Origin of the sequence: Bradyrhizobium sp. SZCCHNS3002 (assembly GCF_032377435.1) — a bacterium.
GTDB lineage: Bacteria > Pseudomonadota > Alphaproteobacteria > Rhizobiales > Xanthobacteraceae > Bradyrhizobium.
In genome coordinates, this window is record NZ_JAUHHY010000006.1 from 115,248 (window position 1) to 139,191 (window position 23,944).

22 protein-coding genes are annotated in these 23,944 nt (G+C 67.2%); 10 read left to right on the top strand and 12 right to left on the bottom strand.

The annotated features are described in order from the left end of the window. Positions 1 to 432: 432 nt before the first annotated feature. Together QW845_RS14640 and QW845_RS14645 are read left to right on the top strand one after the other, a co-directional pair. Positions 433 to 1,983: an aldehyde dehydrogenase family protein gene (locus tag QW845_RS14640; protein ID WP_315802266.1), complete on the top strand. Its 1,551-nt coding sequence runs from the start codon at positions 433 to 435 to the stop codon at positions 1,981 to 1,983. A 76-nt stretch (positions 1,984 to 2,059) separates the two neighbouring features. Next, on the top strand, positions 2,060 to 2,275 hold the full coding sequence (locus tag QW845_RS14645; RefSeq protein WP_315802267.1) for a DUF3606 domain-containing protein: 216 nt from the start codon (positions 2,060 to 2,062) through the stop codon (positions 2,273 to 2,275). A gap of 2 nt (positions 2,276 to 2,277) precedes the next feature. Here QW845_RS14645 and QW845_RS14650 read toward each other — a convergent pair whose 3' ends face one another. Beyond that, positions 2,278 to 2,478, bottom strand: a complete 201-nt coding sequence (locus QW845_RS14650; protein WP_315802268.1) for a hypothetical protein — start codon at positions 2,476 to 2,478, stop codon at positions 2,278 to 2,280. 59 nt (positions 2,479 to 2,537) lie between these two features. Then, a complete protein-coding gene (locus QW845_RS14655) occupies positions 2,538 to 2,831 on the bottom strand; it encodes a hypothetical protein (RefSeq protein ID WP_315802269.1) in 294 nt (97 codons plus the stop codon). Positions 2,832 to 3,001: 170 nt separating this feature from the next. Between QW845_RS14655 and pncA the strand changes: the two genes are divergently transcribed. Next, positions 3,002 to 3,637, top strand: coding sequence for a bifunctional nicotinamidase/pyrazinamidase (gene pncA, locus QW845_RS14660; RefSeq protein ID WP_315802539.1), 636 nt, complete (start codon positions 3,002 to 3,004; stop codon positions 3,635 to 3,637). A 10-nt stretch (positions 3,638 to 3,647) separates the two neighbouring features. Here the strand turns inward: pncA and QW845_RS14665 are convergent, their stop codons facing one another. The 10 genes from QW845_RS14665 to QW845_RS14710 all read right to left on the bottom strand — a co-directional run bounded on the left by QW845_RS14665 (position 3,648) and on the right by QW845_RS14710 (position 15,912). Further along, a complete protein-coding gene (locus QW845_RS14665; RefSeq protein ID WP_315802270.1) occupies positions 3,648 to 5,201 on the bottom strand; it encodes a hydantoinase/oxoprolinase family protein in 1,554 nt (517 codons plus the stop codon). Positions 5,202 to 5,204: 3 nt separating this feature from the next. After that, positions 5,205 to 6,305, bottom strand: a complete 1,101-nt coding sequence (locus QW845_RS14670; protein WP_315802271.1) for a DUF917 domain-containing protein — start codon at positions 6,303 to 6,305, stop codon at positions 5,205 to 5,207. Then, complete coding sequence (locus tag QW845_RS14675; protein WP_315802272.1) at positions 6,302 to 6,961, bottom strand: AroM family protein; 660 nt, start codon at positions 6,959 to 6,961, stop codon at positions 6,302 to 6,304. Before QW845_RS14675 ends, QW845_RS14670 begins: the two co-directional genes overlap by 4 nt. Positions 6,962 to 7,025: 64 nt before the next feature. Further along, positions 7,026 to 8,114 carry an ABC transporter ATP-binding protein gene (locus QW845_RS14680; protein ID WP_315802273.1) on the bottom strand — a complete coding sequence of 363 codons (1,089 nt, stop codon included), beginning with the start codon at positions 8,112 to 8,114 and terminating at the stop codon, positions 7,026 to 7,028. Beyond that, entirely contained in the window at positions 8,111 to 9,175 is a 1,065-nt protein-coding gene (locus tag QW845_RS14685; RefSeq protein ID WP_315802274.1) for an extracellular solute-binding protein, read from the bottom strand. The genes QW845_RS14680 and QW845_RS14685 overlap by 4 nt, the downstream gene beginning before the upstream one ends. 14 nt (positions 9,176 to 9,189) lie before the next feature. Continuing rightward, positions 9,190 to 10,065, bottom strand: a complete 876-nt coding sequence (locus QW845_RS14690) for an ABC transporter permease (protein WP_315802275.1) — start codon at positions 10,063 to 10,065, stop codon at positions 9,190 to 9,192. 8 nt (positions 10,066 to 10,073) lie between these two features. Next, positions 10,074 to 10,949 carry an ABC transporter permease gene (locus QW845_RS14695; RefSeq protein ID WP_315802276.1) on the bottom strand — a complete coding sequence of 292 codons (876 nt, stop codon included), beginning with the start codon at positions 10,947 to 10,949 and terminating at the stop codon, positions 10,074 to 10,076. Next, on the bottom strand, positions 10,949 to 11,731 hold the full coding sequence (locus QW845_RS14700; protein ID WP_315802277.1) for an IclR family transcriptional regulator: 783 nt from the start codon (positions 11,729 to 11,731) through the stop codon (positions 10,949 to 10,951). The genes QW845_RS14695 and QW845_RS14700 overlap by 1 nt, the downstream gene beginning before the upstream one ends. A gap of 153 nt (positions 11,732 to 11,884) precedes the next feature. Beyond that, positions 11,885 to 15,430 carry a molybdopterin cofactor-binding domain-containing protein gene (locus QW845_RS14705; protein ID WP_315802278.1) on the bottom strand — a complete coding sequence of 1,182 codons (3,546 nt, stop codon included), beginning with the start codon at positions 15,428 to 15,430 and terminating at the stop codon, positions 11,885 to 11,887. Then, positions 15,430 to 15,912, bottom strand: coding sequence for a (2Fe-2S)-binding protein (locus tag QW845_RS14710; protein WP_315802279.1), 483 nt, complete (start codon positions 15,910 to 15,912; stop codon positions 15,430 to 15,432). The genes QW845_RS14705 and QW845_RS14710 overlap by 1 nt, the downstream gene beginning before the upstream one ends. A gap of 285 nt (positions 15,913 to 16,197) precedes the next feature. Here QW845_RS14710 and QW845_RS14715 point away from each other — a divergent pair, with 285 nt between their 5' ends. From QW845_RS14715 to QW845_RS14745, 7 genes are all read left to right on the top strand, one after another. Continuing rightward, positions 16,198 to 17,643 (top strand): 6-hydroxynicotinate reductase, encoded by a 1,446-nt coding sequence (locus tag QW845_RS14715; RefSeq protein ID WP_315802280.1) that lies wholly within the window; start codon positions 16,198 to 16,200, stop codon positions 17,641 to 17,643. Next, positions 17,640 to 18,527: a UPF0280 family protein gene (locus QW845_RS14720; RefSeq protein WP_315802281.1), complete on the top strand. Its 888-nt coding sequence runs from the start codon at positions 17,640 to 17,642 to the stop codon at positions 18,525 to 18,527. The genes QW845_RS14715 and QW845_RS14720 overlap by 4 nt, the downstream gene beginning before the upstream one ends. Before the next feature lie 39 nt (positions 18,528 to 18,566). Next, positions 18,567 to 19,151: an amino acid synthesis family protein gene (locus tag QW845_RS14725; protein ID WP_315802282.1), complete on the top strand. Its 585-nt coding sequence runs from the start codon at positions 18,567 to 18,569 to the stop codon at positions 19,149 to 19,151. A gap of 27 nt (positions 19,152 to 19,178) precedes the next feature. Next, positions 19,179 to 20,381 (top strand): ABC transporter substrate-binding protein, encoded by a 1,203-nt coding sequence (locus QW845_RS14730; RefSeq protein ID WP_315802283.1) that lies wholly within the window; start codon positions 19,179 to 19,181, stop codon positions 20,379 to 20,381. Positions 20,382 to 20,563: 182 nt separating this feature from the next. Further along, positions 20,564 to 22,450 (top strand): ABC transporter permease, encoded by a 1,887-nt coding sequence (locus tag QW845_RS14735; protein ID WP_315802284.1) that lies wholly within the window; start codon positions 20,564 to 20,566, stop codon positions 22,448 to 22,450. Then, the gene (locus tag QW845_RS14740; RefSeq protein ID WP_315802285.1) at positions 22,447 to 23,238 is read left to right on the top strand and encodes an ABC transporter ATP-binding protein; all 792 of its coding nucleotides are present in this window, start codon (positions 22,447 to 22,449) and stop codon (positions 23,236 to 23,238) included. Before QW845_RS14735 ends, QW845_RS14740 begins: the two co-directional genes overlap by 4 nt. Then, on the top strand, positions 23,235 to 23,939 hold the full coding sequence (locus QW845_RS14745; RefSeq protein WP_315802286.1) for an ABC transporter ATP-binding protein: 705 nt from the start codon (positions 23,235 to 23,237) through the stop codon (positions 23,937 to 23,939). Before QW845_RS14740 ends, QW845_RS14745 begins: the two co-directional genes overlap by 4 nt. The last annotated feature ends 5 nt before the right edge of the window (positions 23,940 to 23,944 follow it).

The following is a 23,944-nucleotide window of genomic DNA, read 5'->3' on the forward strand; positions in this document are numbered from 1 at the left end:
AGAGCCGTACACCGGGGAGATCACGATATAAGCGTGAAGACCATCGCGCGGGGAATGCCGGGATGTCTCGGCTGAACCTGTGGTTCCTGCCGCCTGCATTTTTTTCGCAGGCGGGCCATGGGGGCGGCCAGCTCCCGGCATTCCCTGCGCCCTCGTGTTTCGCGAGGGTTCGTCGATCCCATCAGCCCGGGCGCGCCGCGTCGCGGGATCGCACCGATGCGCGACTCATGGCCCATCCGGAGGGCGCGACGCGGGCAACGAGCGTGAGAGATAACGACTCGCGGGAGCGGATAGGCGATCGGCTCCAGTGGCGGTTTGCCCAGCGCGCGGGTGCTCGCGCCGCAGCCGGATTTGATCTACACGGGGGCGTTTACGATGGACCATTCATGACGTCTCGCGTGCACCGGCGCAAGGGACAATCCGGAGTTGCATATGTCGCCCAGCCAAGCATCGCCCCTGACACTCGTTGCGGAAACGGCCGAGATCCTGACCTCGCTCGGCGTTGCGCCGGAGCGGCTGCGCGGCGGGACGCGCGCCGCCCGTTCGCCCGTGACCGGCGAGGTGCTGGCCCATGTGCATGACGACAGCAGGGCGGACGCGACCGCGGTGATCGCGCGCGCGCATGCCGCGTTCCTGCAGTGGCGACTCAAGCCGGCGCCGAAGCGCGGCGAGCTGGTGCGGCTGTTCGGCGAGGAGCTGCGCGCCCACAAGGCCGCGCTCGGCCGCCTGGTCTCGATCGAGGCCGGCAAGATCGTCTCCGAAGGGCTCGGCGAGGTCCAGGAGATGATCGACATCTGCGACTTCGCCGTCGGCCTGTCGCGCCAGCTCTATGGCCTGACCATCGCGACCGAGCGCGCCGAGCACCGCATGATGGAGACCTGGCATCCCCTGGGGGTCACCGGCGTGATCTCGGCGTTCAACTTTCCGGTGGCGGTGTGGGCCTGGAATGCGGCGGTTGCGCTGGTGTGCGGCAACAGCGTCGTCTGGAAGCCGTCGGAGAAGACGCCGCTGACCGCGCTCGCGACCGACGCGCTGCTGGCGCGCGCGCTGCAGCGTTATCGCCGCGAGGGCGGCGAGGCCCCGGAGGGGCTCGCAGGCCTGCTGCTCGGCGGCCGCGCGGTGGGCGAGATGCTGGTCGACGATGCCAGGGTGCCGCTGGTGTCGGCGACCGGATCGACGGCCATGGGGCGCGTCGTCGGCGCCTGCCTTGCCGGCCGCTTTGCCCGCGCCATCCTCGAGCTCGGCGGCAACAATGCCGCGATCGTCACGCCCACCGCCGACCTCGATCTCACCTTGCGCGCGGTGGCGTTCGCGGCGATGGGCACCGCGGGCCAGCGCTGCACCAGCCTGCGTCGCCTGTTCGTGCATGCCGACGTCTACGCCCAGCTCGTGCCGCGGCTGAAGCAGGCCTATGCCTCGGTGGCGATCGGCAATCCGCTGGAGCAGGGCACCCTGATCGGACCGCTGATCGACCGCGGCGCCTATGACGCCATGCAGGATGCGCTGAGCGCCGCGCGGGATCACGGCGGCCGTGTGTTCGGCGGCGAGCGCGTCGCGGTCGGCGGCTGCGCGGAGGCCTATTACGTGCGGCCGGCGCTGGTCGAGATCGACGCACAATGCGGCCCGGTCGAGCGCGAGACGTTTGCGCCGATTCTCTACGTGATGCCGTATCGCGATCTCGATGCCGCGATCGAGCTGCACAATGCGGTGCCGCAGGGGTTGTCGTCGTCGATCTTCACCAATGATCTGCGCGAGGCCGAACTGTTCGTGTCGTCGCGCGGCTCCGATTGCGGCATCGCCAACGTCAATATTGGCCCCTCGGGCGCCGAGATCGGCGGCGCGTTCGGCGGTGAGAAGGAGACCGGCGGCGGCCGCGAGTCCGGCTCGGATTCATGGAAGGCCTATATGCGCCGGGCCACCAACACCGTGAACTACGGCCGCAGCCTGCCGCTGGCGCAGGGCGTCAGGTTCGACCTCGGCTGATCGACGTGATGGGTCTTCCTCATCGGCGGAACCGCTTCGATGTGTCGTGCGTTGCGCGCTGACAAGGAGATGCACCATGGCAGTGAAGAAGAAGACATCCACCGCGAAGTCAGCTACCGCAACATCCGGGCGCGGACGCAAGCAGGATCGCGCCCGCGTCGCGGGCGGACAGGACTACGAAGTCCGCTACGAAGCCAAGAAGAGCGGCCGCTCGGCGTCCGCGGTGAAGAAGGCGGTCAAGAAGGTCGGCAACAGCCGCAACAAGGTCGAGCGCAAGCTGACGCGCAAGTGACGTCAATGCTGCTTCGGCCGCTGCGGCGGCCGAAGCGATCCCCTCGCCCAGCCGAGCGCCTTGGGCGAGTGCAGCGGATCGGGCCCGTCGCAGGTTGGACAAACAAGCTGGCGACGTTCGCCCTTGCCCTCGCGCACCGCGAGCGCGCGACCGCAGGTCGGGCACGGCTTGCGCAGCAGCCATGGGACCGGATGCTTCGGCATGATGGCGTCTCCCGGTGGAGGCCTCAGGCTAGGGCATCTTGGGGTAGCCGCGGAATCACTTATTTGAATCGCGGCGGATCTTCCGGCTCTCCGTGCCGTGAACAATCAGGACAGGTGTCGCCGGTCGCAGCCAGGACGTCCTCGATGGCCGCGAGCGCGTCCGAACTGCACAGCCCGGGTGGTGGATCGTCGCGTGCGACGCAAAGCGCCCGCGCCAGCGCTTCCGGGTCGCCGCGTTCGCGCATCCAGCCGTGCCGTTCGCATTCGACGATCGCGCCGGCCTCGCGCAGGGTGGCGACCGCCCAGCGCTCGAGACGCTGGCTCGCGGAGCGGTGTGTGACGGCAGTCGGCATCGGCCATTCTCTCCCGCCGGGAGAATCCATGAATCGGCGGGCGTTTCCAGGCCCGGCCTGCAGAGCAGGGATTCCAAAATGGAGGGACTGGCTGGCCGCGGATTATTCGGCAGCCCGGCTTGAGATCGCCGCGGCCTGGGGCCATCCTTGATGGAGCTCGCGTGAAACGGATGCAGGCAGGAATGCAGATCAGGGCCAACGAGGATTTGCTGCTCATCATCGATGTGCAGAACGATTTTTGTCCCGGCGGTGCGCTCGCCGTGGCCGACGGCGATGCCGTGGTGCCGGTGATCAACCGGCTGAGCCGGATGTTCGATCACGTCGTCCTGACCCAGGACTGGCACCCGGCGGGACACAGCTCGTTCGCCTCGAGCCACCCGGGCAAGGCGCCGTTCGAAAGCGTCACGATGCCCTACGGGCCGCAGACCCTGTGGCCGGACCACTGCATCCAGGGCACGCCGGGCGCCGCCTTCCATGCCGATCTTGCGACCGACAAGGCGCAGCTCATCATCCGCAAGGGCTTTCGCGCCGCGATCGATTCCTACTCGGCGTTCTTCGAGAACGACAAGACCACGCCCACGGGCCTCGCCGGATATCTGCGCGAGCGCGGCCTGAAACGGGTTTTCCTGGTCGGTCTCGCCACCGATTTCTGCGTGCATTATTCGGCGGTCGATGCGCGGCGGCTCGGCTTTGCGGCCATCATCGTCGACAACGCCTGCCGGGGCATCGACCTCGGCGGCTCGATGGCGGCGGCCAAGGCGCAGGGCGCGGAGGCCGGGGTCGAGCGGATCGCCGAGCTGGCGTGATGATCGTGGACTACGCCGCCGCGCCGATGGTCGGCTCGGCGATGGCTCCGGCGACGCGGACGCGGACGCGGAGCGCGTTGCCGGGGAGGTAGGCGATCGGCATGTCCTCGACATCGACCGTCTTGAGCGTGTCGCGGTCGGCGCCGGCCTGCACGGCGCGCACCTCGGCGATGGCCCGCGCCGCCGCGATGGCCTCGTCGCGGGTCATGTCGCGGAAGACCTGGTCGGCCTCGCCGGAGACCTGGGCGATGGCGGCGCCGACCGCATTGGCGCAGTCGCCATGGTCGACGCGGACGATGGTGGAGATGCCGGCGAGGCGCTCCGGCACCAGGAAGGCGCCGCCGCCGACCGCGAGCAGCGGCACGTCGCCCGCCTCGGTCTTCATGCGGTCGATGTCGCCTTCGAGCTTGCGGTGGGCGTCGGCGAGCGCGGCGTCGATCAGGCTTTTCGGCAGATGCGCGACGCGCGATCTGTCGCCGATGTCGATCAGCCCCGCTGCGACCGCGATGTCGGTCGCGGTGAGCTGGTCGCCGCCGAACACCAGCGCGTCGGATGTCAGCCGGTATCCGACGCTGAGCGGGCCGACACGGACCGGATCCTGCGTGACGTGGCTGCCGCCGCCGAGCCCGATCGAGAGCAGATCGGGCATGCGAAACAGCGTGCGGACGCCGCCGACCTCGACGACGGCGTTGGCCTCGCGCGGAAAGCCGTGGCGGAGCTGGCCGATGTCGCTGGTGGTGCCGCCGACGTCGACGACCATGGCGTCGTCGAGGCCGGACAGATACGCGGCGCCCCGCATGGAGTTGGTGGCGCCGGAGGCGAAGCTCATGACCGGGAAGGCGGTCGCGATCTCCGCCTGCATCACGGTGCCGTCGTTCTGCGTCAGGAACAGCGGCGCATCGATGCCGGACTCCGCGATCGCCTTGCGGAAGGCGGCGACCGTCGTGACCGCGAGGTCGTGCAGCGCGGCGTTGAGCAAAGCGGCGTTCTCGCGCTCGAGCAGTCCGATGCGGCCGAGGTCGTGCGAGAGCGTGACGGCCACATCAGGGCAGATCTCGGCGAGGATCTCGCGCGCGATGTTCTCACAGCTCGGATCGAGCGGTGAGAACGACGAGGCGACCGCGACCGCGCGCAGGCCCTTGGCCTTGATCGCGCGCGCGGCGGCCCTCAGGCCGTTGGTGTCGAGCGGCATGAAGGGGCGGCCGTCATAGTCATGGCCGCCTTCGAGCATGAAGGTCTTGCCGCTGACCAGCGCGGCGAGGTCGCCCGGCCAGTCGCAGAACGGCGGCAGCGAGGCGGAGGCCGGCATTCCGATGCGGATCGCGCCGATCTTCTGCAGGTGCCGCCGCTGCACCACCGCATTGATGAAATGCGTGGTGCCGATCACGACCGCATCGACCGGTACGGCCGCTGCGGGATTTTCTCGCAGCGCCTTCAGCGCCGCGAGGATGCCGGAGGTCACGTCGGCGGTGGTCGCAGCCTTGACGGAGTGAACGACCTTGTCGTCGGCAATCAAGACCGCGTCGGTGTTGGTGCCACCGACGTCAATGCCAATCCGCTTCATTCACTATGCTCCAGGGGGCGCAAACAGCGACCGGAAATCGAGGTCATAACCGAAGGCGCGGGGGCCGACGAATTCGAGCCCGCGCGGGCTGGTCAATACGGCGGGCGCGGGCAGCGCGATCACGGTGACGCGCTGGCCGTAGCGCACCGTCTCCGTGCCGATGCCGTGGCCGTTGACGCTGTCGAGCACGCAGATCAGGTCCGGCGACATCGCGATGGCTTCGCCATCGCGCCAGGCCACGATCCACTCGTTCTGGAACGACAGCTTCAGGCGCGTGCCGCGGTCATCGTCGCTGCCCTCCACGACGGCAGAGCCGCGCAAGAAACCTTCGGTGGTGCGGCGCTCGACGTCGACGATCTTGCCGCTGAACAGCCGCTGGCCACCCTCGCAATCGAGGATCGCGGCGATCGGATCCTGGTGGCTCCGGTTGGCGGCCTCGACCGCGCGGCCGATCGTGATGGCCTTGGTGGTCGTGAAATGGATGCCCCAGTCCTTGACCTCGCGGCCCGTGCGCGGCGCCTTGCTGGTCGAGGCGATCGAGCCCATCTCGACGCAGATCTTGCGGCTGGCGCGCTCCATCCACTTCCAGCTCGGCACCTTGGTCACGACGGCCTCGATGCCGCGCGGATCGTAGAGCGTGCAGGGATACGGCTTGAGGTCGCCGATCGCAACCGACGTCATCTGCGCCTCGGGAAAGGCGCGGCCCATGCAGTCGGCGTCGACTACGGGGATGTTCAGATGTGCTGCCGCCATCAGCGCCTGCATGCCATTGCCGCCGCCGATCTCGACCGACATCACGGCGCGAAATGTGATGCCGTTGAGCTCCTCCTGCATGCGCACCGCACGCGCAATGCTGCGGCTGTCGGCGAGCCGTTCCTGCCCGACCAAGGGGGCGCCCATGTTGGAGACCACGGCGACCCAGTCGTCGTCGGCAAGATCGAGCGGCGACATCATCTGCACGCGATGTCCCTCGGCATAGAGCCGACGCAGGTTGAGCAGGCCGAGATAGGGACTGCCGCCGCCGCCGGTGCCGAGGATCCAGGCGCCGACCGCGAGCGCCTCGATGTCGTCGAGGCCGATCGTCTTCAATTCCACCCCGCTCACGACAACAGTTCCTCGACAATGCGGGCGGCTGCGGCGATCGACAGGATCACGGGCCCGGAATAATGGCGGCGGACGCGGGCCTTGTTGGCGCTGGTGTAGCTCATGCAGTCGAGCACGACGAGGTCGGGCTGCTTGGCCGCCATCGCGCGCGCCGCGGCGTCGACGGCTGCGTCATCGGAGCCCGGTTGCAGCGTGACGCCGACCACCTCGACGTGATCACGCTGCCATTTGCCGGCGATCAGCGCGGTCTGCTCGGCCAGCGGCGAGAACACGCCGAGCCGGCCCCTCGGCAGCACGGCTTCCACCATCTTGTGCAGCACTGCCGAGGGCAGGATCACGAGCCCTTCTGGCGCGAGGTTGGGAAACTTGCCCGTGCAGGCCAGCATCGCGACGTCGATGCCGTCCTGCCGAAATTTCGCGAGCTGTGCATTGGCCCGGCCCTCGACCGCCTTCTTGCTGATGCGCACGTTGTCACCGTTCGGCAGCAAGGTGAACAGCGCATCGGCGCCGTCGACCGGCGGGATGCGATCGATCTCGCCGCGGCTCATGCCGTCGAGCGCGCCGCGCAATTCGATGGTCGTGCCGGGAGACAGCACGGCTGCGATCTCGGCTTCCATCGCGGGGCGCGGGCTCTGGCCGATGACGACGACGCCCATGCGCCGTTGCGAAGGGCGATCCGCCACATCGAGGGAAGGGGACGGGAGTATGACGTTCACAATATCAATCCTCGAGAATGACGAGATCGGTCGGCCGCCAGCCGAGCGCGACGGCTTGGCCGGGTGCGTGGAGTGGACCGGCTCCTGAATTCGGCTGCTGAGCCAGCACCCGCTCGCCACCGTCCAGGACGATGCGGTAGAGGACGGCACCGCCAAGGAAGTTCGTGCTCTCGACCGTACCGCGTGCGGACGTGCCCTTGCTCTCGGCATCGACCGGGCCGGCTGGCGACACCATGATCTTCTCCGGCCGCAAGGCGACCGACAGAACCTCGCCACCGGCCGTTGCGGACACATCCGGCAGGGCCAGCACCAGGCCGTTGCCGACCGCGATTCCGGTCCCGTGGTCCAGCGTCACGCGCTGGCCGCGGAAGATATTGGTGTCGCCGATGAAGTCGGCGACGAAGCGGGTTCGCGGCTGGTCGTAGATCTCGACCGGTGTGCCGATCTGCTCGACGCGGCCGGCGTTCATCACCGCGATGCGGTCGGACATCGCCAGCGCCTCCTCCTGGTCGTGGGTGACGAAGACGAGGGTGAGGCCGAGAGTCTTCTGCAGTTGCTTGAGCTCGAACTGCATCTGCTGGCGCAGCTTCTTGTCGAGCGCGCCGAGCGGCTCGTCACAGAGCAGCACGCGCGGCGAGATGACGATGGCGCGGGCGAGCGCGACGCGCTGCTGCTGGCCGCCCGACAATTGTGCCGGCCTGCGGTCCTCCATGCCGGACAGCTCGACCATCGCCAGCGCGGCCGTGACCTTGGACGCGATCGTGGCCTTGTCGGTCTTGCGCATGCGCAGGCCGAAGGCGACGTTCTCCGCCACCGTCCGGTGCGGAAACAGCGCATAGTTCTGGAACACCATCGCCATGTCGCGCCTGTGCGCGGGGACATGGGTGATGTCGGCGCCGTCGACGCGGATCTCGCCGGTGCTGGGGCTGTCGAAGCCCGCGATCATGCGCAGCGTGGTGGTCTTGCCGCAGCCGGACGGGCCGAGCAGCGAGAAGAACTCGCCCGGACGGATGTCCATGGCGACCGCGTCGACGGCGCGTAAGCCGCCGTCATAGACCTTGCTGACGCTGGCGATCTCGATGCTTGCGCTCATGCGCGGAAGATCCGGTTGACCCGGCTGTCGATCGCGTCCTTCTGCGCGTTGTACCACTTCCAGTCGACCTGGATCAGCTTGCTGACCTTTTCCGGAGTGGTCAGCAGCTTGGCGTCGTACTTGGCGTCGAGCTTCACCTTCTTGTTGGCCGGCGAGTACCAGACGGTCTCGGCGAGGCGCTTTTGGACCTCGGGGCGCAGCATGTAGTTCACATAGGCGTTGGCGAGCTCCTTCATCTTGCTGCCGGGTGTGATGCTCAGCACCTGCTCCAGCGACAGCACGCCCTCGCTCGGGGTGACGAAGTCGATCGGCTGGTTTTGTCCGTCATAGCGGTAGATGCCGGAGTCGTGGATCACGCCGAGGCCGACCTCGCCGGACAGGAACAGCTTCTCCATCGCGCCGGTGAAGTCGACGAGCTTGATCGGCTTCAGCTTCTCGAGCCCCGCATAGGCCGCGTCGAGATCGGTCTGCCCCTTTCCGTAGAGAGTGCCGCACATCATCAGGAAAGCCTGTCCCAGGCTGTTGACAGGGATCACATAGCCGCCGCGCACGCCGTTGTACTTCGCGTCCCACAGCTCCTTCCAGGACGTGACGTTGGCGTAGCCCTTGTCGGTGCGCATGCCCAAGCCAATGGCGCTGGTGAAGATGCAGACACCGACGATCTTGTCGCTGACCGCGTAGGGGTAGACGTCGGCCATGTTCGGCGCCAGCTTGGGGTCGACCTTCGGCTCGACGAGGCCCATCTCGACCGCTGCCCACTGCTCGTTGGAGTTGGTGTGCAGCACGTCGTAGATCGGCGCGGAGCGCGAGCTCGCCTGCAGCTTCGGCAGGAACGGCAGCGCAGTGTCGGTCCTGAGCTTGCACTTGAACTCGCTTTCGAAGGCGGGGCCGATCTCGGCCTTCATGACGTCGCCCCATTTGCCGCCCCAGCCGGTGATGTTCAGCACGGGCTCCTCGGCGCGCGCGACGTAAGGCGCCGCGACGACGCCTGCACCAAGCGCAGCAGCCGAAGTCAGCAGGCGCCGGCGGCTCATGGGGAAGCGACGCGATGAGTCGGTCATGTCCGGAATCTCCCTTAGAGTTTGACGTAGGAGCGCAGGCCAACGGTGCGGTCGAGCGCGATGACGACGATGAAGGCGAGCAGGATCGAGACCACCGAGGCCGCGCCGATGGTGCCGTCGAGATCGAACTTCAGATAGTTGAACAGCGTGATCGGCAAGGTCTCGCTGCCCGGCGCGACCAGGAACAGCGACACCGGGAACTGGTCGAACGAGACGATGAAGGCAAAGATCGCGCCTGCCAGAACGCCGGGCTTCACCAGCGGCAGCGTGATCTCGAAGAAGGTCCGGGTGGGGCTGGCGCCGAGATTCTGCGCGGCTTCCTCCAGCCTGACATCGAAATTATGCAACACGGCGAGGGTGGTGCGCACGACGTAGGGAATCGTCACCAGCGTATGGCCGGCGACAAGGCCCCACAACGGGCGCCCGACATCGAGCAGCACATAGGACTGGAACAGTGCAAGACCGGTCAGGATCGCAGGCAGCATCAGGGGCGACAGCATGGTCGCCACGATCAGGCGAGAGCCCGGAAGGTTGCCGCGCGCGACCGCCAGCGCGGCCGACGCGCCGAGCACGGTGGCCGCGACCGTGGTCATCGCTGCGACCTCGATGCTCAAGAGCAGCGCGTGCATGAAGTCGCGCGAGGCGAAGAATTTCTCGAACCAGCGCAAGGAGACGCCGACCGGTGGAAACTGGATGAAGGGCGTCGGATTCAGCGCGAACACGATCACGATCGCGATCGGCGCCAGGAGGAAGGCGAGGATGGCGCTGTTGGCGGCGAGATAGAGCCTGCGGCCCCACCGGAGCGGCGTCGTGCTGCGACGGGCAGGTGCCGCCCCCAGATCGATCGGCGCAGCAAGCGGCGGCTGCGATCCTGGAGCAAGGCTCGTCATCTGCGCCCTCATTGCAGCTCGCGCTGGCCCGAGACGAGGCCGAGCAGGTGATTATACGCGATGACGAGCGAGAGCGAAATGACGAGCAGTACCATGCCGAGCGCAGCCGCGAAGCCGACGTTGAAGTTGGCGGAGATCTGCTGGTAGATCAGGATCGGCAGGGTCATGACCTGGAAGCCGCCGAGCAGGATCGGGGTCACATAGGCGCTGATCGCGAGCGCGAACACGAGCAGCGACCCGGCGAGGATGCCGGGCAGGCTGAGCGGCAGGGTGACTTCGAGAAAAGCGCGCCATGGGCTGGCGCCGAGATTCTCCGCCGCCTGCTCCAGCCGTTCGTCGATGCGGCCGATCACGCCGGTCAGCGTCAGCACCATGAACGGCACATAGATGTGGACGAGGCCGATGACGATGCCGGTCTCATTGTACATCAGCTGCAACGGCCTGGTGACCAGCCCGAGCGAGGTCAGGATCTGGTTGATGACACCCTTGTCGGACAGCAGCGTCATCCAGGCGAAGGTACGCACCACGATGCCGGTCAGCATCGGCGCCAGCACGGCCATCAGCAGCAGCGCGTGGCCGGTGCGGCTCTTGATCCGCGCCATCCAATGCGCGAGCGGATAGCCGATCATGAGCGCGGCCAGGGTCGTCCAGAGGCCGATCCGGATCGTGGTCCAGATCACCTCGAGATAGTAGCCGTCATCGCCCATGCGGGCATAGTGCCTGGCGGTGAGGGCGACGTTCGGCATGACCACGGGGTTGCCGGTCAGGACGCTCATCACCGCCATCAATCCGATCGGCAGGAAGAAGAACAGCGCAAAAAGCAGCGCGCTCGGCAGGATCAACAGCGCCAGGCTGTTGACGCGCGGCGCGCTGCTGCTCGTCATCAGGAGGCCAGTCCGGCCAATTGCTCGATGGTCTGGCCAAGCGGATCGCCGGTCATGCGCCGCAGCTTTGCGGCCATGCTGCCGAGCTCGCGACGGACATTGGCACGCTCGATCTCGGTGGTGGCCTGGACCGAGTAGGAGACGGCGATGCCGATCAGCTCACCGCTCTCGCCGCTCGCCAGCGCAAAGCCCTGCGAGCCGACGCCCTCGATGGCCTCGTCGGCGGCGTCCGAGATACCGGTCCGGCGGATCTCGTTCAGCCGCGCCATCAGCTCGGTAAAGTTCTGCGGCGAGTTGGCCGGGACCTTCGGATAGTCGAGCGGCACGCGCGCCCGGATCTCCTGGTCCGACAGACGCGCCAGCATGGCGCGGCCGTTCGAGGTGATGATGGCCGGCGTGCGCTGGCCCGGCGGGTTGACGACGCGCAGCGGGTTGGAGCCGGGCACGATGCGCAGCACCACCTGCTGATAGCCGTCGAGCACGGCGATGTAGCCGGTGTGTCCGGTGCGCGCGCAGACATCACGCAGCTCGCGCTCGGCGGTGGCGATCAGGTCGTCATGGGCCCGGTGCAGCCGCCCGAGCTCGAAGGTGAGCAGGCCCGGCCGGTAGCGGCGGCTGTGCGGATCCTGCTCGAGCAGGCCGCAATCGCGCAGCGAGCGGAGCAGGCGTGAGGTCGAGCTCTTCGGCTTGCCGGTCAGGACCTGGACGTCGGCAAAGGAGAGGTCGGGCCGCGCGGTCGAGAAGCAGCGCAGGATGTCGATGGCGTTGGTCAGGGCGCTCATGATGATACCGTTTGTTCCATTTTTTGGAACGTAGTCCCGAATTCTAGAAGCGGCAGGGCGACTGCCGCAAGGCGAAATTACTGGCAAGCAGGTGCCCGAATGCGCGTCAGGGTGGTGGGCGGGGCGCCGGGCGCTGAAGGAGCATGCTCGGCCTCACTGCACCGCGGCCGACCTGATGCGACCGATGACGGCGTCCACGTCCGTCCAGGCCGGCTTGTCCGGGGCGAATTGCTGACGGAGATAGGAGACGAGTTCGGCAAGCTGGACGTCGCTGAGATGGTCCTTGAACGCCGGCATGTAGCCGAGATCGGACGAGGCCGGCTTCATGATCCCGTGCAGGATCACCTGGATCAGGTTGTCGGGTGTGGCGCTGTGCAGGTTGCTGTTCAGCGCCAGCGAGGGCCGGCTGCCGAACAGCGGCAGGCCGCCGATCTCGTGACAGACCGCGCAGGCGCCGAGATAGAGCCGGGCGGCCGGAGATGCCGCCGAGGTCACCCTGGTGCGCGCCTCCAACTCCGCTGCCGTCGCCTCCAGCTTCGCTGCCTCGGGCGAGGGCGTCTGGAAGGAGGCGAGATAGACCGCCATGGCCCGAATGTCTGCGTCGGGCAGCGTCGCGAGATCCTTCACGATCGGCGCCATCGGACCGGCGGCCACGCCATGGAGGCGCGACTGACCGGAGCGGAGATAGGTGTAGAACTCGTCCTCGGTCCACGGGATCGGGGCAGTCGAGAGCGCGGTCAGCGCGGGGGCTTCCCAGCCCTCCGCGAAGCCGCCAGCCAGATATGCGTTGCGCTGCTCGGCACCGAGCGCATTGCGCGGCGAATGACAGGCGCTGCAATGGCCGAGGCTTTCGACGAGATAGAAGCCGCGATTCCACTGCTCCGATTGGGTTGGGTCAGGCCTGAACGGCTGGGTGTCATGAAACAGCGCGTTCCATCCGGCGATCAGCGGCCGCAGGTTGAACGGGAAGCGCAGCGCGTTGTCGGGCGCCTGCTGTCTCACCGGCGCCTCTGCCATCAGGTAGGCGTAGAGCGCCTGCAGGTCGGCCTCATCGGTTCGCGCGAAATGCGTGTAGGGAAACGCCGGATAGAGCTGCCGGCCGTCGCGATGCACGCCCTCGCGCATGGCGCGCTCGAAGGCGGGATAGGACCAAGCGCCGATGCCGGTCTCGACGTCGGGCGTGATGTTGGTGCTGAACAGCGTGCCGAACGGCGTCTCCAGCGCACGGCCGCCGGCATTGATCAGGCCGCCATCCGCGGTGTGACAAACCGCGCAATTGCCGAGCGCCGCGAGCGCCTCGCCGCGCGCGATCGTCGCGGCGGAATAGACCGAGGGATCGGGGCGTGTGATCGGTGCGATGGCACGCCAGGGCAACACGGCGGTGGCGACGCCGATCGCCGCGGCGCAGGCCGCGACGGCGCTGGCGATCACGCCGCCCCGCCTGGCAAAGGGCTTGAGCCATGTCGTCGCCGGTCTTTCGGGGGCGGGCAGCGACTGCGGCGCCGGCGTCTCGACCTGTTCGCCGCGCAGCCCTTTCAGAATGCGCTCCGGCGTGAATGGCGGCTCGCGGAAGCGGACGCCGGTGGCGTCGTAGATCGCATTGGCGATCGCAGCGGCGCTCGGCACGGACGCGGACTCGCCGACGCCGAGCGGCGGCTGATCCGGTCTCGGCAGCATCAGCACGTCGATCTCAGGCAAATCGGGGAAGGTGATGATCGGATACGCACCCCATTCCCGGGCCGCGACCTTGCCGCGCGAAAACGGAATCTCCTCCATCAGCGCCCGGCTGGTGGATTGGATGACGTTGCCTTCGATCTGGTGGCGTACGCCGTCCGGATTGATCATCAGGCCGGAGTCCTGGCCTGCGATGACCCGCGTGACGCTGACGTCGCCGGTCGTCGTATTCACCGCGACATCGGCGATCCACGCCGACCAAGCCGCGCCGTAGCCGGGAAACTTGCTGTGGACGTAGAGCGCATAGGCGAAGCCGCGGCCATGGACGACGCCGTTCTCGGGCGTCTTCTCTTCCCTCACGGGGCGCGGCGTCCAGCCGGCGCGTTCGGCCACGGCGTTCACGAGATCACGCGCGCGCTCGTCCTTCAGATAGCGCAGCCGGTATTCGATCGGGTCGACGCCAGCCTCCGCCGCGAGCTCGTCGATATAGGACTCATGCGCGAAGGTGTTGGGCAGCGCCGAGACGCCGCGGATCCAGGACGCACGCACGATCGGCGGCATGTCATGCGCAGTGACGCGCATGTGGTCGTAGTCGTAAGGCGGGATCGCGGTGCGATCGCCCATCTCGAACACCGCAGGCTCCGGCGCGATGCGGCCGGTCAGCAGCAGCGCCAGCGTCGGCGCGCCGTTCGACGGATAGCGCGTGGCGAACTCATAGGCCGCAACCGAGCCATCGGCATTGAGGCCGCCATTGACGTCCATCAGCTGTGCGGTGCCCTTGGGCTCCCACAGATGCTCCTGCTCGCGCGACAATTGCACCCGCACCGGACGGCCGACCGCGCGCGATAGCAGCAGCGCATCGGCGGTGACATCGTCGGCGCAGTTGCGGCCATAGCAGCCGGCGGCCTCCAGCCGGATCAGCTCGATGTGATCCTCGGGACAGTCGATCAGCTTGGCGAGATCGCCGCGCAGGATGTGCGGATTCTGCGTGCCGGAATAAATGCGGGTCTGCCCGTCGCGATAGTCGGCCACCGCGCAGGACGGCCCGATCGAGCCGTGCATCTGGTAGGGCCAGAGATAGGTCCGCCGCATCGGCTTGGCGGCGCCGGCGATGGCGGCATCGACATCGCCCTTGTCGAGCAGCCGACGCGGCTCGGACGGATTGGCGCGCAGCGCGTTCTCGACATCGTCGAGGTCGCGCAAGCTCGGCACCGGCTTCCAATTCGCCTGGAGCCGCTCGGCGGCGAGGATCGCGTTCTCCTCGCGCTCGGCGACGACGCCGATGAAGTCGCCGATGACGACGACGTCAACCAGGCCCGGTACGTCGCGCACCGACTCCCTGTCGACGCCAAGAAGGCTGGTGCCGATGAAGGGGCCGGCATCGACACCGGCATAGGGTGGACGCACGACGCGGCCATGCAGCATGCCGGGGACGCGAACGTCATGGACATAAGTGAGTTCACCGGCCGCCTTTGCCGGCAGATCGACGCGCGGCACCGACCGGCCGACGACCTGATAGTCGTTCACCGACTTGACGACGATATCGTCGGCGAGGGCGAGGCGGAACGTCTCATCGCCGATCAGCTCGCCATAGCTGAGGACGCGGTTGTCGGGACCGCGGACCAGTCCGTCCTCGACCCTCAAATCCACGACGTCGAGGTCGAGTTGCGCTGCCGCCCGCGCCAGGAGGAAGGCGCGGGCCTGCGCCGCAGCCTTGCGCAGCGGCACGGCGGTGATCTGAATTGTCTCGCTGGCGATGGTCGCGCCCTGATTCGGCACGACCGCGGTGTCCCCGAGCACGACCACGACACGGGCGAAGGAGACATCCAGCTCTTCCGCGACGATCTGTCCCAGCGCGGTTCGGATGCCGGTGCCGAGATCGACATGGCCGTTGAAGGCGGAGACCTCGCCTGCGGCCGTGATCCGGATGAAGGTTTCGAACCGGCCATCGTTGCCGGCGATGGGACGTTCGACGACCAGCCAGCCGCGAGGCGTGTCGGCGTCCTTGGTGAGGCGATCGTTCATCAGTCCAGCGCCTCGAGCGTGTGGCCGGCCGCGCGCATCGCCGCGCGGAGGATCTCGACATGGGCACCGCAGCGGCAGAGATTGTAGCGCAGCGCCTGCTTGATCTCGTCGCGTGACGGATCGGGCTTGATCGCCAGCAGCGCCTTGGTCGTCATGATCATGCCGTTGAGGCAGTAGCCGCATTGCGCGGCCTGCTCGGCGATGAAGGCCTGCTGCACCGGATCGGGCGCCTCGCGCGAGCCCAGCCCTTCAAGCGTGGTGACGTCGCGGCCGATGCAGCCTTCCACCGGAATGACGCAGGAGCGGGCGGCACGGCCGTCGATCAGCACGGTGCAGGCGCCGCATTCACCGAGGCCGCAGCCGTATTTCGGACCGTTCAGAGCGAGGTCGTTGCGCAGCACATGAAGCAGGGGCGTGTCCGGCGCGGCCGCAACGTCATGCGCCCGTCCGTTCACGGTCAGCCGAATCGTTGCTGGCGTCATGCCCTTCTGCCGTCCGCTGTGCTATCGTTAACGAGGATGCGATGGTGATCGCTCCGAGCGTATCGTTTGTGTACTAACATGCAAGTGCCACGTTTTGCGCTGCAGCGTGTGCACGATTTGTCGTCATTGTGCAGGGCAAACTGATCGTTTATCCGGCAATCGTGCTTTTCGTTCGCGGTGGCGCTTGACAGTCGGCGGAGGGGCGCGACATCATTCGTATACGAACGAATTGCCGCGGCGTGCGGACGGTTGCCGTCAACTCCGCTTCAAGATGGGCTTCTCTGCATGGTGACTGAGACGGCGAGCGAAGGTGCAGGGGACAAGATCCGCTGCGATGCCTGTCCGGTGATGTGCTACATCAAGCCGGGCGCGGCTGGCGCCTGCGACCGCTATGCCAATCAGGACGGTGTGCTGGTGCGCGTCGATCCGCATATCCTGCTGGAGCGCACGGTGTCGCATGGCGGCAAGCTGGTGCCGTTCCAGGCGAGCGGCGACTGGGACGGCAAGATCGTGCATCAGCCGGAGCTGTTCGTCACCGCGATCGGCGCCGGCACCACCTATCCCGACTACAAGCCCGCGCCGTTCATCGTGTCCTCGCAGGTCGAGGGCGTCGACATGGTCACGGTCGTGACCGAGGGCATCTTCAGCTATTGCGGCGTCAAGGTGAAGATCGACACCGATCGCTATCTCGGCCCGGAAGCGGCGACGGTGCGGGTCGACAGCGAAGCGGTCGGTCACGTCACGACCAGCGAATACGGCTCGCAGATGCTCTCGCTCGGCGGCGTGCATCATCTCACCGGCGGCTCCAAGAAGGAGGGGCGCGTCACCTGCGACGCGCTGATGGACCTCAGCAACCGCAAGGCCGTCGAGCTCGTCGTCGACGGCGGCTCCAGCGTGATCGTGCAGGCGGGGCAGCCGCCTGTTGTCAACGGCGTCAAGGAAGAGCGCATGCGCGTCGGCTGCGGCTCGGCCACGATCGGCATGTTCGCCAAGCAATGGCAGGGCAAGGTCGACGAGGTCGTCGTGGTCGATGATCACATCACCGGCGTGCTGTCGGAGCACCAGGCCGGCAAGCTGCTCGACATTGCCGCGACCGGCATCAAGATGAAGGGACGGCGCTCCACGCCGGGCCGCTACTTCCAGGTGGCGCAGCCCGGAACCGGCTGGGGCGGCACCGACATCTCCGATCCGCTGTCGATTCTCGGGCCGTTCGATGCGAAGACGGCGAAGCCTGGCACGACGCTGCTGATGGTGTCCACGACGGGCGAACATGCCGGCTACTACGTGCTCGACGAGTCGCTCAAGCCGGTGCAGCGCGAGATGCCGCCGGAGCTGCAGTTCTCGGTCGAGCGCATCCAGGAGAACTGCGAGCCGGCACTGTGCACCGTGCTGTTCATGGCCGGTGCCGGCGGCTCGCTGCGCGCGGGCGTCACCGACAATCCGGTGCGGCTGACGCGGTCGGTCAAGGATACGCTGACGCGGGTCACGAGCGGCGGTGCGCCGGTCTATGTCTGGCCGGGCGGCGGCATCACCTACATGGTCGACGTGACCCAGATGCCGGCCGGCGCCTTCGGCTATGTGCCGACGCCGGCGATCGTCGCACCGATCGAGTTCACGTTGAGGCTATCGGACTACGCGGCGCTCGGTGGGCACATGGACTACGTCCAGCCGCTCACGTCGCTCAAGGATGTCAGCAAGGACATTCGTCAGCTGCCGTGGCCGGGCGCATGACCCGGCAGCCACAGATCGCCTTGTTGCCCGAGCGGCGGCTGCATCTGCAGGACGGCCCGATCGATCTGATCATCGGCGCCGACGCCGCCGATGGCGATGTTCGCGCGGCCTATCGTGCGGCGGCCGAGCGTTTCACGGGTCTCTTGGACGAGCTGTGTGCGGAACTGTCCGATCTGCGCAAGGGAGCCGATCACGATCGTTGCCCATTGAAAGGCGTCGTTGCGCGGCGGATGCATGCGGCCGTGTCGCCGTTCGCGCGCGAGATGTTCATCACGCCGATGGCCGCGGTCGCGGGCAGCGTCGCCGAGGAGATTCTCGGCGCCATGCGCGGCGCGGCGAAGCTGACGCGGGCCTATGTCAACAATGGCGGTGACATCGCACTCCATCTGCGGGATGCCGCCACGTTCAGCGTCGGGCTGATGGACCGTCCCGACGGCGCAGGCGTGATGCGCAGGATGACGCTTCGTGCTGCCGATGCGATCGGCGGCGTCGCCACATCGGGCCGCCACGGCCGCAGCTTCTCGCTGGGCATTGCCGACGCGGTGACGGTGCTCGCGCGCAGCGCGGCGCAGGCCGATGCGGCGGCGACGGTGATCGGCAACGCCGTTGACCTTCCGGGTCATCCGGCCGTGCTTCGCCGACCCGCCTGCGAGCTGCAGCCGGACAGCGATCTCGGTGACCGCCTCGTCACATGCGAGGTCGGAGATCTCGGTGATGCCGAGATTGCCCAAGCGCTGGCCGTGGGCGAGCATCGTGCGCAGTCGCTGCTCTCGGCCGGCCTGATCGAAGGCGCCGTACTGCAGCTCCGCGGCAACATTCGCGTTGTCGGTCCGCGCGCGATCGAGATCGTTCGTCGGCCGCAGTTGCGGGCGGCGGCGGCGTGAGGTTTGATGCATGATGTGCAGGAACACGAAGGGTCGACGATGAGCGCCGTCATCAGAAAGATCGTGACCGTGGTCGAGGAAGTCCATCAGGAGATGGGCCGGACCGTGTCGCCGCCGACGCGGCGCGCGGCGGCAGTGGCGGTGATCGAGAATCCGTTTGCCGGCCGCTATGTCGAGGACCTCACGCCGCTGATCGCGATCGGCGAGGAGCTCGGCGAGATGCTCGCCAAGCGCGCCGTGGCCGCGCTCGGCATCGAGGGGCCGGCGGCGCACAGCTACGGCAAGGCCGCGGCCGTCGGCAGCGACGGCGAGCTGGAGCATGCCGCCGCGATCCTGCATCCGAAAATGGGCGCGCCGGTGCGCAAGGTGCTCGGCAAGGGCGCGGCGCTGATCCCGTCATCGAAAAAGCGCGGCGGCGTCGGTTGCACGCTCGACATCCCGCTCGGGCACAAGGACGCCGCGTTCGTGCGCAGCCATTTCGACGGCATGGAGGTGCAGATCAACGACGCGCCACGCGCCAACGAGATCATGGTCGCGCTCGCGGTCACCGACAGCGGGCGTCCCTTGCCAAGGGTCGGCGGGCTCACGGTCGCCGAGATCAAGGGCGACGACGGTCTAAGATAATTCAAATCAAAATTGGAGGCTGAAGGGATGCGACGGAGAACGATGCTTGCGGCAGGCCTGGGCCTTGCCGTTGCCGGATTGACGGGCACGGCGCGTGCCGAGGACGTCATCAAGATCGGCGAGATCAACAGCTACTCGCTGTTGCCGGCGTTTACCGAGCCCTACCGCAAGGGCTGGCAGCTCGCGGTCGAGGAGGTCAACGCGGCCGGCGGCATCAACGGCAAGAAGCTCGTCGTCGTCTCCAAGGACGACAGCGGCAAGCCGGCCGACGCGCAGACCGCTGCCAATGAGCTGGTGTCGAGCGAGAACGTGGCGATGCTCGCCGGCACGTTCCTGTCGAACATCGGTCTGGCCGTCAGCGACTTCGCCAACCAAAAGAAGGTGTTCTTCCTGGCGGCCGAGCCGCTGACCGACGCCATCACCTGGGCCAAGGGCAACAAATACACCTTCCGCCTTCGTCCGTCGAACTACATGCAGGCGGCAATGCTGGTGGAGGAGGCCGCGAAGCTTCCCGCCAAGCGCTGGGCCACCATCGCGCCGAACTACGAATACGGCCAGTCGGCCGTCGCCGTGTTCAAGAAGCTGCTCTCCGAGAAGCGCCCGGACATCCAGTGGGTCGACGAGCAGTGGCCGCCGCAGGGCAAGATCGACGCCGGTCCGGTGGTGCAGGCCGTCGCCGCCGCCAACCCGGAGGCGATCCTCAACGTCACCTTCGGCGCCGATCTCGTCAAGCTGGTCCGCGAAGGCAACACCCGCGGCCTGTTCAAGGACCGCAAGGTCGTCAGCTTCCTGACGGGCGAGCCGGAATATCTCGATCCGCTCAAGGAGGAGACGCCCGAGGGCTGGATCGTCACCGGCTATCCCTGGTATTCGATCAAGACGCCCGAGCACGACGCGTTCCTGAAGGCCTACCAGGCCAAGTACAACGACTATCCGCGGCTCGGCTCGATCGTCGGCTACCAGACCATCAAGTCGGCGGCCGCCATCCTCGCCAAGGCCGGCTCGACCGATACCGACAAGCTGATCGCCGCGGCCGAGGGACTGTCCGTTCCGTCGCCCTTCGGCGAGATCACCTTCCGCAAGATCGACCACCAGTCGACGCTCGGCGCTTATGTTGGCAAGACCGCGCTGAAGGACGGCAAGGGCATCATGGTCGACACCGTCTATCGCAAGGGCTCGGACTATCTGCCGAGCGATGCCGAAGTTTCCAAGCTCCGTCCGAAGGACTGAGTGAGGTCTTCCTGCCTCCTCCTCCCGCGGAGGAGAGCGGGCGGGGTGAGGGCGCGCGACGCCTGATCTACAGGTTCAGGCCGAGATCCCTCACCCCACGCTTGCTCGCCGGCTCATTGACAGGGCACACGAGCTCGAACGCGGCTCATTCGATACAGACGATCTCCTGACGCGGACCGCCCATGGCCTTCTATTTCGTCCAGTTCCTGACCGGCCTTGCCAGCGCAGCCTCGCTGTTCCTGGTGGCGTCGGGACTGTCGATCATCTTCGGCGTGACCCGCATCGTCAATTTCGCCCATGGCGCGTTCTACATGCTCGGCGCCTATGTGGCGTTCTCGCTCACGGAGCGGCTGTCTGGCTCGCTCGGCTTCTGGGGCGGCATCGTCGTGGCGGCGCTCGCGGTCGCGGCCATCGGCGTCCTCGTCGAGATCGTGCTGCTGCGCCGGATCTATCACGCGCCGGAGCTGTTCCAGCTGCTCGCGACCTTCGGCCTGACCCTGATGGTCGAAGATCTCGTGGTGCTGATCTGGGGACCGGACGATCTGGTCGGCCGCCGTGCACCTGGCCTCAAGGGGGCGGTCGACTTCTTCGGTCAGAACATCCCGAGCTACGACCTGTTCCTGATCGCGCTCGGTCCGATCGTGCTCGGGGTGCTGTGGCTGCTGTTCCAGCGCACCCGCTGGGGCATTCTGGTGCGCGCGGCGACGCAGGACCGCGACATGGTCGCGGCGCTCGGCGTCAATCAGAAATGGCTGTTCACCTCGGTGTTCGCGGTCGGCGTCTTCCTCGCCGCGCTCGGCGGCGCGCTGCAGATCCCGCGCGACGCGGTCCATCACGCGATGGACCTGCGCATCATCGTCGAGGTGTTCGTGGTCGTCGTGATCGGCGGCCTCGGCAGCATCCTCGGCGCGTTCGTTGCCGCCGTGCTGGTGTCGGAGCTCAATGCTTTCGGCATTCTCATCTTCCCCACGATCTCGCTGATCCTCGTGTTCCTGGTGATGGCCGTCGTGCTGGTCGTGCGGCCCTGGGGCCTGTTCGGCAAGAAGGAGGCGCCGGCGCGCCGCACGCCGGGCCTGACCGTCATTCCGTGGCGCCCGCTGAGCTCGGTCGAGCGGCTGGCCTCTCTCGTCGCGCTGGCGCTGGCGGCGATGCTGCCCTTCATCGCCGGCAACTACGCGCTGACCGTCGGCGCCGAGATCGCGATCTTCGTGATCTTCGCGGCGTCCCTGCATTTCCTGATGGCGGTCGGCGGCCTCGCCTCCTTCGGCCACGCTGCCTATTTCGGTTTGGGCGCTTACGGCGTCGCCTTCCTTGCCAAGATGGCGGGACTGCCGATGATCGCCTGCCTCTTGCTGGGGCCGCTGCTCGGCGCGCTCGGTGCGGCCGTGTTCGGCGCCTTCGCCGTCCAGCTTTCCGGCGTGTATTTCGCGATGCTCACCTTGGCCTTTGCGCAAATCGTGTGGTCGATCGCGTTCCAATGGGTCGCGGTCACCGGTGGTGATAACGGCATTCTCGGGCTCTGGCCGGAGAAATGGGCGGCGTCGCCGTCGCATTTCTACTGGCTCGCGCTTGGCGTCTCCGCCTTCGTTGTCGGCGTGCTGCGCCTGATCACCTTCTCGCCGTTCGGCTATGCCCTGCGCGGCATGCGGGACTCGCCGTTGCGCAGCGAGTCCATCGGCATCAACGGCAAGCGCATCCAGTGGACGGCCTTCATCATCGCCGGCACCACGGCCGGCATCGGCGGCGCCCTGTTCGCCTATCTCAAGGGCAGCGTGTTTCCGGACAACATGGGCATCTCGCTCTCGGTCGATGCGCTGGTCATGGTGCTGCTGGGCGGCGTGGAGACGGTGCCCGGCGCAATCTTCGGCGCCATCGTCTACAAGGCGCTCAACATCTGGCTGGTCAGCCAGACCGACTGGTCGAAGCTCGTGCTCGGCATCTTCATCGTGCTGATCGTGGTGGTGTTCCCGAAAGGTATCGTGGGTGTGGTCGAAACCGTCATGCATCGGCGTCGCGCACTGGCCCCCAAGGGCGCTTCGCTGTCGGCCAAGATGGAGGGCGCGCAATGAGCCCCAGCGTGTCGCTGCTCTCGGTCGAAGGCCTGTCGAAATCCTATGGCGGCATTCACGCCGTCCGCAACGTGTCGTTCACGCTGCGGGCCGGCGAGATCCTGGCGCTGATCGGCCCGAACGGCGCGGGGAAAAGCACCTGCTTCGACATGCTCAACGGCCAGAACGTGCCGGACAGCGGCCGCATCACGGTGATGGGGCAGGAGACCACGGGGCACAGGCCGCGCGAGGTCTGGCGGCTCGGGGTCGGCCGCACCTTCCAGATCACCGCGACCTATCCGACCATGACCGTGCGCGAGAACATCCAGGTCGCCCTGGTCTCGCATCATCACCGTCTGTTCGATTTCTGGAGCCCGATGATTTCAATCGAGCGCGGCGAGGCCGATCGCCTGCTCGATCTCGTCGGCATGGCCGGCTATGCCGAGCGTCCGTGCGGCGAGCTCGCCTATGGCGACCTCAAGCGGCTGGAGCTCGCGATCGCGCTGGCCAACCAACCGAAGCTCCTGCTGATGGACGAGCCGACCGCCGGCATGGCGCCGCGCGAGCGTGTCGAGCTGATGCGGCTGACGGCTGGAATCGCGCGCGAGCAGTCGATCGGCGTCCTTTTCACGGAGCACGACATGGACGTGGTGTTCGAGCATGCGGACCGCATTCTCGTGCTCAATCGCGGCAGCCTCATTGCCGAGGGATCGCCAGCCGAGGTGCGCGCCAACCGGGAGGTGCAGGCGATCTATCTCGGCGAAGGCCTGCTCTATGATGCCGATCATCGCGAGGGAGCGCCGGCATGAAGCTGTCCGTCGCCAATCTCAACAGCCACTATGGTCCGGCGCATATCCTGTTCGACATCGGCCTCGAGGTCGGCGAGGGCGAGGTGGTGGCGCTGCTCGGGCGCAACGGCGCCGGCAAGTCGACGACCTTCCGGTCGATCGTCGGCCTGGTCGAGCTGCGCGAGGGCCAGATCATGTTCGAGGGGCAGGACATCTCGTCGGCGCCCACCCATGAGATCGTCCGCGCCGGCCTCGGCTACGTTCCGGAGGAGCGCCGCATCTTCACCGAGCTGACGGTGGAGGAAAACCTGGAGGTCGGGCGGCAGAAGCCGCGGCCGAATGCGCCGCAATGGACGCGTGAGAAACTCTATCAGTTGTTTCCCAATCTCGGCGAGATGAAGAACCGCCCGGGCGGCCGCATGAGCGGCGGCGAACAGCAGATGCTCACCATCGCCCGTACACTGATGGGCAATCCGTCGCTGGTGCTGCTCGACGAGCCCTCGGAAGGCCTGTCGCCGAAGATCGTCGAGCAGATGGTCGATGCGATCCTGACCATGAAGAAGGAAGGCGTCTCGCTGGTCGTCTCCGAGCAGAACCTGCATTTCGCCAAGCTGATCTCGGACCGAGCCTACATCATCGAGCGCGGCCGCATCTGCTTCTCCGGCACCATGACCGAGCTCGACGCGCGGCCCGACATCCGCGACGCGCATCTGTCGATCTGAGGCGA

Bases quoted from the DNA above. Each gene is read 5' to 3' on its own strand.
- QW845_RS14640 (WP_315802266.1), top strand. From the start codon at position 433: ATGTCGCCCAGCCAAGCATCGCCCCTGACACTCGTTGCGGAAACGGCC.
- QW845_RS14645 (WP_315802267.1), top strand. From the start codon at position 2,060: ATGGCAGTGAAGAAGAAGACATCCACCGCGAAGTCAGCTACCGCAACA.
- QW845_RS14650 (WP_315802268.1), bottom strand. From the start codon at position 2,478: ATGCCGAAGCATCCGGTCCCATGGCTGCTGCGCAAGCCGTGCCCGACC.
- QW845_RS14655 (WP_315802269.1), bottom strand. From the start codon at position 2,831: ATGCCGACTGCCGTCACACACCGCTCCGCGAGCCAGCGTCTCGAGCGC.
- pncA (WP_315802539.1), top strand. From the start codon at position 3,002: ATGCAGGCAGGAATGCAGATCAGGGCCAACGAGGATTTGCTGCTCATC.
- QW845_RS14665 (WP_315802270.1), bottom strand. From the start codon at position 5,201: ATGAAGCGGATTGGCATTGACGTCGGTGGCACCAACACCGACGCGGTC.
- QW845_RS14675 (WP_315802272.1), bottom strand. From the start codon at position 6,961: ATGGGCGTCGTCGTCATCGGCCAGAGCCCGCGCCCCGCGATGGAAGCC.
- QW845_RS14680 (WP_315802273.1), bottom strand. From the start codon at position 8,114: ATGAGCGCAAGCATCGAGATCGCCAGCGTCAGCAAGGTCTATGACGGC.
- QW845_RS14685 (WP_315802274.1), bottom strand. From the start codon at position 9,175: ATGACCGACTCATCGCGTCGCTTCCCCATGAGCCGCCGGCGCCTGCTG.
- QW845_RS14690 (WP_315802275.1), bottom strand. From the start codon at position 10,065: ATGACGAGCCTTGCTCCAGGATCGCAGCCGCCGCTTGCTGCGCCGATC.
- QW845_RS14695 (WP_315802276.1), bottom strand. From the start codon at position 10,949: ATGACGAGCAGCAGCGCGCCGCGCGTCAACAGCCTGGCGCTGTTGATC.
- QW845_RS14700 (WP_315802277.1), bottom strand. From the start codon at position 11,731: ATGAGCGCCCTGACCAACGCCATCGACATCCTGCGCTGCTTCTCGACC.
- QW845_RS14705 (WP_315802278.1), bottom strand. From the start codon at position 15,430: ATGAACGATCGCCTCACCAAGGACGCCGACACGCCTCGCGGCTGGCTG.
- QW845_RS14710 (WP_315802279.1), bottom strand. From the start codon at position 15,912: ATGACGCCAGCAACGATTCGGCTGACCGTGAACGGACGGGCGCATGAC.
- QW845_RS14715 (WP_315802280.1), top strand. From the start codon at position 16,198: ATGGTGACTGAGACGGCGAGCGAAGGTGCAGGGGACAAGATCCGCTGC.
- QW845_RS14720 (WP_315802281.1), top strand. From the start codon at position 17,640: ATGACCCGGCAGCCACAGATCGCCTTGTTGCCCGAGCGGCGGCTGCAT.
- QW845_RS14725 (WP_315802282.1), top strand. From the start codon at position 18,567: ATGAGCGCCGTCATCAGAAAGATCGTGACCGTGGTCGAGGAAGTCCAT.
- QW845_RS14730 (WP_315802283.1), top strand. From the start codon at position 19,179: ATGCGACGGAGAACGATGCTTGCGGCAGGCCTGGGCCTTGCCGTTGCC.
- QW845_RS14735 (WP_315802284.1), top strand. From the start codon at position 20,564: ATGGCCTTCTATTTCGTCCAGTTCCTGACCGGCCTTGCCAGCGCAGCC.
- QW845_RS14740 (WP_315802285.1), top strand. From the start codon at position 22,447: ATGAGCCCCAGCGTGTCGCTGCTCTCGGTCGAAGGCCTGTCGAAATCC.
- QW845_RS14745 (WP_315802286.1), top strand. From the start codon at position 23,235: ATGAAGCTGTCCGTCGCCAATCTCAACAGCCACTATGGTCCGGCGCAT.